Annotated in this window: 6 protein-coding genes (2 of these 6 cut by a window edge); 3 read left to right on the top strand and 3 right to left on the bottom strand. The window is 67.9% G+C overall.

Annotation, left to right across the window (positions count from 1 at the left end; translation table 11 throughout):
* Positions 1-247: the 5' portion of a TetR/AcrR family transcriptional regulator gene (locus tag BGN95_RS22905; RefSeq protein ID WP_502688339.1), read on the bottom strand. Its footprint begins 62 nt before the window's first position; the window shows 247 of its 309 coding nt (coding positions 1-247); it begins with the start codon at positions 245-247; the stop codon falls past the left edge of the window.
* A 71-nt stretch (positions 248-318) separates the two neighbouring features.
* On the opposite strand from BGN95_RS22905, the gene BGN95_RS22910 reads away from it, so the two are divergent.
* The 3 genes from BGN95_RS22910 to BGN95_RS22920 all read left to right on the top strand — a co-directional run bounded on the left by BGN95_RS22910 (position 319) and on the right by BGN95_RS22920 (position 3,923).
* Positions 319-1,491 (top strand): aromatic ring-hydroxylating oxygenase subunit alpha, encoded by a 1,173-nt coding sequence (locus tag BGN95_RS22910; RefSeq protein ID WP_265270642.1) that lies wholly within the window; start codon positions 319-321, stop codon positions 1,489-1,491.
* 157 nt (positions 1,492-1,648) lie between these two features.
* A complete protein-coding gene (locus BGN95_RS22915) occupies positions 1,649-3,259 on the top strand; it encodes a phytoene desaturase family protein (protein ID WP_286774122.1) in 1,611 nt (536 codons plus the stop codon).
* 1 nt (position 3,260) lies between these two features.
* Complete coding sequence (locus BGN95_RS22920) at positions 3,261-3,923, top strand: YoaK family protein (RefSeq protein ID WP_286774123.1); 663 nt, start codon at positions 3,261-3,263, stop codon at positions 3,921-3,923.
* On the opposite strand, the gene BGN95_RS22925 is transcribed toward BGN95_RS22920, so the two are convergent.
* Positions 3,899-4,726, bottom strand: a complete 828-nt coding sequence (locus BGN95_RS22925; RefSeq protein WP_286774124.1) for an amino acid permease — start codon at positions 4,724-4,726, stop codon at positions 3,899-3,901. The genes BGN95_RS22920 and BGN95_RS22925 overlap by 25 nt on opposite strands.
* Positions 4,684-4,746: the final stretch of an amino acid permease gene (locus tag BGN95_RS22930; protein ID WP_286774125.1), read on the bottom strand. Its footprint extends 375 nt past the window's final position; the window shows 63 of its 438 coding nt (coding positions 376-438); its start codon lies off the right edge, out of view; the stop codon is at positions 4,684-4,686. The genes BGN95_RS22925 and BGN95_RS22930 overlap by 43 nt, the downstream gene beginning before the upstream one ends.

Raw genomic sequence — 4,746 nt, forward strand, 5'->3', positions numbered from 1 at the left:
CCGCCGCGCTGACATCGGCATAGGTCGCCGCGATCAGCGCATCGATCCCGCCGAAATGATGCGTGACCAGCCCCGGCGACACCTTCGCCTCCTGCGCGATCGCGCGCACCGAGGCGCCGCTCGCCCCGTCGCGCGCGAGCACCCGCGTCGCCGCGGCGATCAGCAGCCGGCGACGCTCCTCGGCGTCGGTACGGGTGAAAGCGGGTTTGTTCACGGGACGGGTCGCTACCACGAAATGCGGCGTCACGAACGGGGATTGTGCGCGCAGGTTGCTTGCTATACGATCGTGCAACAAGCAACCGATCGGAGTCGTGCGACATGGCCACCCTCGCCCAGCCCATCATCGACGCCGATGCCGATTTCTCGCTACCGGGCTGGATCTACACCGACCCCGAATTCTACGAGGTGGAGATGGCGCGGGTGATCCGCCCGTCGTGGCAGATCGTGTGCCACGAAAGCGATCTCGCCCGCGCAGGGGACTGGCGGACGATCGGCTACCTCGGCGAGCAGCTCGTCGTGCTGCGCGGCGAGGATGGCGCGATCCGCGGTTTCCACAATGTCTGCCGCCACCGCGCGATGCGCATCCTTGAGGGCGATGCGGGATGCGCCAAGAAGCTCGTCTGCCCGTATCACGCCTGGGCTTATGAGCTCGACGGGCGGCTTTCGGGGGTGCCGATGAAGCGCGACTATCCCGCGCTGCGGCTGGAGGACAACGGGCTGGTCCCGGTCGAGGTGTCGATGTGGCGCGGGTTCGTCTTCGTCCGGCTGGAGGATGACGGCGGCCCCTCGGTCGCCGAGATGATGGCGCCCTATGACGCCGAGATCGCGCCCTATCGCTTCGAGGAGATGCGCACGATCAGCGACGTGCGGCTGCGCGACCGCGCGGTCAACTGGAAGAATGTCGGCGACAATTATTCGGACAATCTCCACATCCCGGTCGCGCATGACGGGCTCTCGCGCCTGTTCGGCAAGAGCTATGCGATCGAGGCGGCGGGCTGGGTCGACAAGATGTCGGGCGGGCTGGTCGATCGCCCCTCGGACAATATGTGGGAACGCTTCTACCAGAAGCATCTGCCGCGGGTCGATCACCTGCCCGAGGCGAAGCAGCGGCAATGGGTCTATTACAAGCTCTGGCCCAATATGGCGTTCGACATCTACGCCGATCAGATCGATTTCATGCAATGGCTGCCGACCTCGCCGACGACCTGCGTGCTGCGCGAGATGGCGTTCGCGCTGCCCGACGATCGCCGCGAGATGAAATTGGTGCGCTACGCCAATTGGCGGATCAACCGCGTGGTCAATGCCGAGGATACTTGGCTGATCGAGCGGGTGCAGCAGGGTATGGCCTCGCAAAGCTATACCGTCGGGCCGATCGGCGCGAGCGAGGTGTGCCTGCGCAGCTTCGCGGCGAAGATCCGCGATCGCATCCCGGAGGCGCGGCAACATCGCGCGCCGCCCCCCGGCTGGTCGCGCCGGCCGCGCGGGGTTTGAAGACACCCCCGTCATTCCCGCGAAGGCGGGAATCCATTCACTCTTGCCTATGCGATAGAGCCGCGACGACAGCGGATATGGATTCCCGCCTTCGCGGGAATGACGGGGTGGAAGGTTCGGGGCGAACGGATACAAGGTAAAGGTCTGGGGACGGGGTATGACGAAGAAATACGACGCGATCATCATCGGCGGCGGGCATAACGGCCTCGTCTGCGCTTTCTATCTCGCGCGCGCCGGGCTCAAGGTCCGCGTGCTCGAACGGCGCGACGTGGTCGGCGGCGCGGCGGTGACCGAGGAATTCCACCCCGGCTTCCGCAATTCGACCGCGAGCTACACCGTCAGCCTGCTCCGCCCCAAGGTGATCGCGGACATGAAGCTGCACGAGCGCGGCTTCCGCATCATCGAGCGGACGATCAGCAACTTCTTCCCGTTCGCGGACAATTACCTCAAGCTCGGCGGCGGCGCGGCGCGCACCCAGGCCGAATTCGCGCGCTTCAACCAGCGCGATGCCGAGGCCTATCCGCATTATGACGCCGCGCTCGAAAAGGTCGCGCAGGTGCTGCGCGATCTCGCGCTCAAGGTGCCGCCCAATGTCGGCGGGGGGTTGCGAGCGCTGATGTCGGGAGCGTCGCAGGGCTGGCCGCTCGCCAAGATGGGGATCGAGGCGCAGCGCGATCTGCTCGACGTATTCACCAAATCGGCGCGCGATTTCCTCGACGGCTGGTATGAGGACGACCACGTCAAATCGGCCTTTGCGTTCGACGCGGTGGTCGGCAATTTCGCCGGCGTCTCGACCCCCGGCTCGGCCTATGTGCTGCTCCACCACGTGTTCGGCGAGGTCAACGGCAAGCTCGGCGCCTGGGGCCATTCGGTCGGCGGGATGGGCGCGATCACCCAGGCGATGGCGCGCGCGTGCGAGGACGCCGGGGTCGAGATCACGCTCGAAGCCCCGGTCGATCGCGTGCTGATCAGCGGCGGCAAGGCGGTCGGGGTGCGGCTGGAGAGCGGCGAGGAGATCGCCGCGCCGATCGTCGCCGCCAATGTCGGCCCGGCGCTGCTCTATCGCCGGATGGTCGACGGCAGCGACCTGCCCGCCGATTTCCAGCGCCGGATGGACAATTACAAGGTCGGCTCGGGGACGTTTCGGATGAACGTCGCTTTGTCCGAACTGCCCGATTTCTCCGTGCTGCGCGGCAAGGAGAAGGCCGAGCACCACACCGCCGGGATCATCATCGCTCCCGGGATGGATTATATGGACGAGGCATTCGACGATGCGAAGAAGTTCGGCTGGTCGAAGAAGCCAATCGTCGAGATGAAGATCCCGACCACGGTCGACGACACCCTCGCCCCGCCGGGGCAGCATGTCGCCAGCCTGTTCTGCCAGCAATTCTCGCCGGTGCTGTCGGGCGGGCGGACGTGGGACGACGTGCGCGAGGAGGTCGCCGACCTGATCATCGACACGGTCAACGACCACGCCCCCAATTTCAAGGCGAGCGTGATCGCGCGGCAGATCCATTCGCCGCTCGATCTGGAGCGCAAGTTCGGGCTGATCGGCGGCGACATCTTCCACGGCCATATGAGCCTCGATCAATTGTGGGCGGCGCGCCCCGTGCTCGGCCACGGCGATTATCGCTCGCCGGTGAAGGGGCTCTATATGTGCGGATCGGGCACCCACCCGGGCGGCGGGGTGACCGGCGCGCCGGGACACAATGCCGCGCACGAGATATTGCGCGATCGCTCGCTGGTCGGGCGGTTCCTGCCGATCTGACATGCTGCGCTACGATCGCGGCCGACAATCGCTCGCCACCGCGCTCGCGGCGCTGGCGGGCTATGTCGACGCGATCGGTTTCGTGAAGCTCGGCGGGCTGTTCGTCTCGTTCATGAGCGGTAACACCACCCGGCTCGCGGTCGGGCTGGCCGACGGCTCGACCGTCGCGCTGGTCGCCGCCGGGCTGATCGCGGCTTTCCTCGCCGGGGTGATCGGCGGCGCGCTGGTCGCGGCGAAGGCCGGGCCGGCGCGCAAGGCCGCGGTGCTGTCGCTGATGGCCATCCTGCTCGCAGTGGCGGCGATGCTCGATCGCATCGTCGCCGGCGGCTGGGCGGCGTTGGCGATGGCCGCGGCGATGGGCGCGGCCAACAATGTCTTCCTGCGCGACGGCGAGGTTTCGGTCGGCGTAACCTATATGACCGGTACGTTGGTCAAGCTCGGCCAGCGCATCGCCGCCGCGTTGCTGGGCGATGATGCCAACGGCTGGGCGGCGTATCTGCGCTTGTGGGTCGGGCTGCTCACCGGGGCGGTGGCCGGCGCGTTGCTCTATCCGCGCACCGGCGCGTTCAGCATCGCGCTGGCCTCGGTCATCGCCGGCGCGCTCGCATTGGCGGCGCGGCGGCTGGGGCCGTCCGATCCCTATCCGCGCCGCACCCACCAATAGACCGGCAGCCCGAGCGCGAGCAGCGCCAGCCCCCACAGATCGGCCTTGAGCCCGAGGCCATAGGTCATCCACACCACGAACCCCGCCGCGATCACCGCCGCGACCGTCACCGCAATATCGCCGCGCAGCAATTTGAGCGCGGCGAGCGCGCTGGCGAGATAGGCGAGCATCCCCGCCGCCAGGCTGATCGAGGCGACCTCGGCGAACAGATCGCCGGTCTTGCCGGTATAGTTGAGCAAGGTCACCACCGTCACCAGCACCCCCGACACGAGGTGCGCGCGCGCCGGGGTGCCCGCCGCGCTTTCCTTACCGAACCACGCCGGGAACACCCCACCGCGCGCCATCGCCCAGGGCATCTCGCCCTGCAACAGGATGAAGCCGTTGAGCGCGCCGAACGCGCTGATCGCGGCGAACAGTGCCACGACATCGCCGATCCCCTCGCCGAAGGTGCGCCCGAGGAAAGCGGCGACGGGCGCAGGCGAGGCGGCGATTTCGGCGCGCGGCATCATCAGCGCGATCGCCGCGGCGACCGCGACATAGACGACGCCAGTCAACGCGGTCCCGACGATCGTCACCAGAGGCACGACCCGCGCGGCATCCTCGACCTTGTCGGCGGGGACGGTGGCGGATTCGACCCCGAGAAACCCCCAGAAGGTCAGCGCCGCCGCGCCGGCGACCGCGCTAGCGCCGAGCGGGACCGGCGGGTTGGCGGCAAGCGCATGCCCGCCGTCGCGCAGCAGCAGCCAGACGGCGAGCGCGATCACCCCGGCGAGGGGCAAGAGCTTGAGCGCCGCGGTGACCACCTGCACCCGCCCGGCGAGCC

Origin of the sequence: Sphingomonas sp. 66-10, assembly GCF_001897045.1 — a bacterium.
Classification (GTDB): domain Bacteria; phylum Pseudomonadota; class Alphaproteobacteria; order Sphingomonadales; family Sphingomonadaceae; genus Sphingomonas; species Sphingomonas lycopersici.

Excerpts from the sequence above, each read along its gene's own strand:
- BGN95_RS22920 (WP_286774123.1), top strand. The coding sequence starts at position 3,261 with ATGCTGCGCTACGATCGCGGCCGACAATCGCTCGCCACCGCGCTCGCG.
- BGN95_RS22915 (WP_286774122.1), top strand. The coding sequence starts at position 1,649 with ATGACGAAGAAATACGACGCGATCATCATCGGCGGCGGGCATAACGGC.
- BGN95_RS22910 (WP_265270642.1), top strand. The coding sequence starts at position 319 with ATGGCCACCCTCGCCCAGCCCATCATCGACGCCGATGCCGATTTCTCG.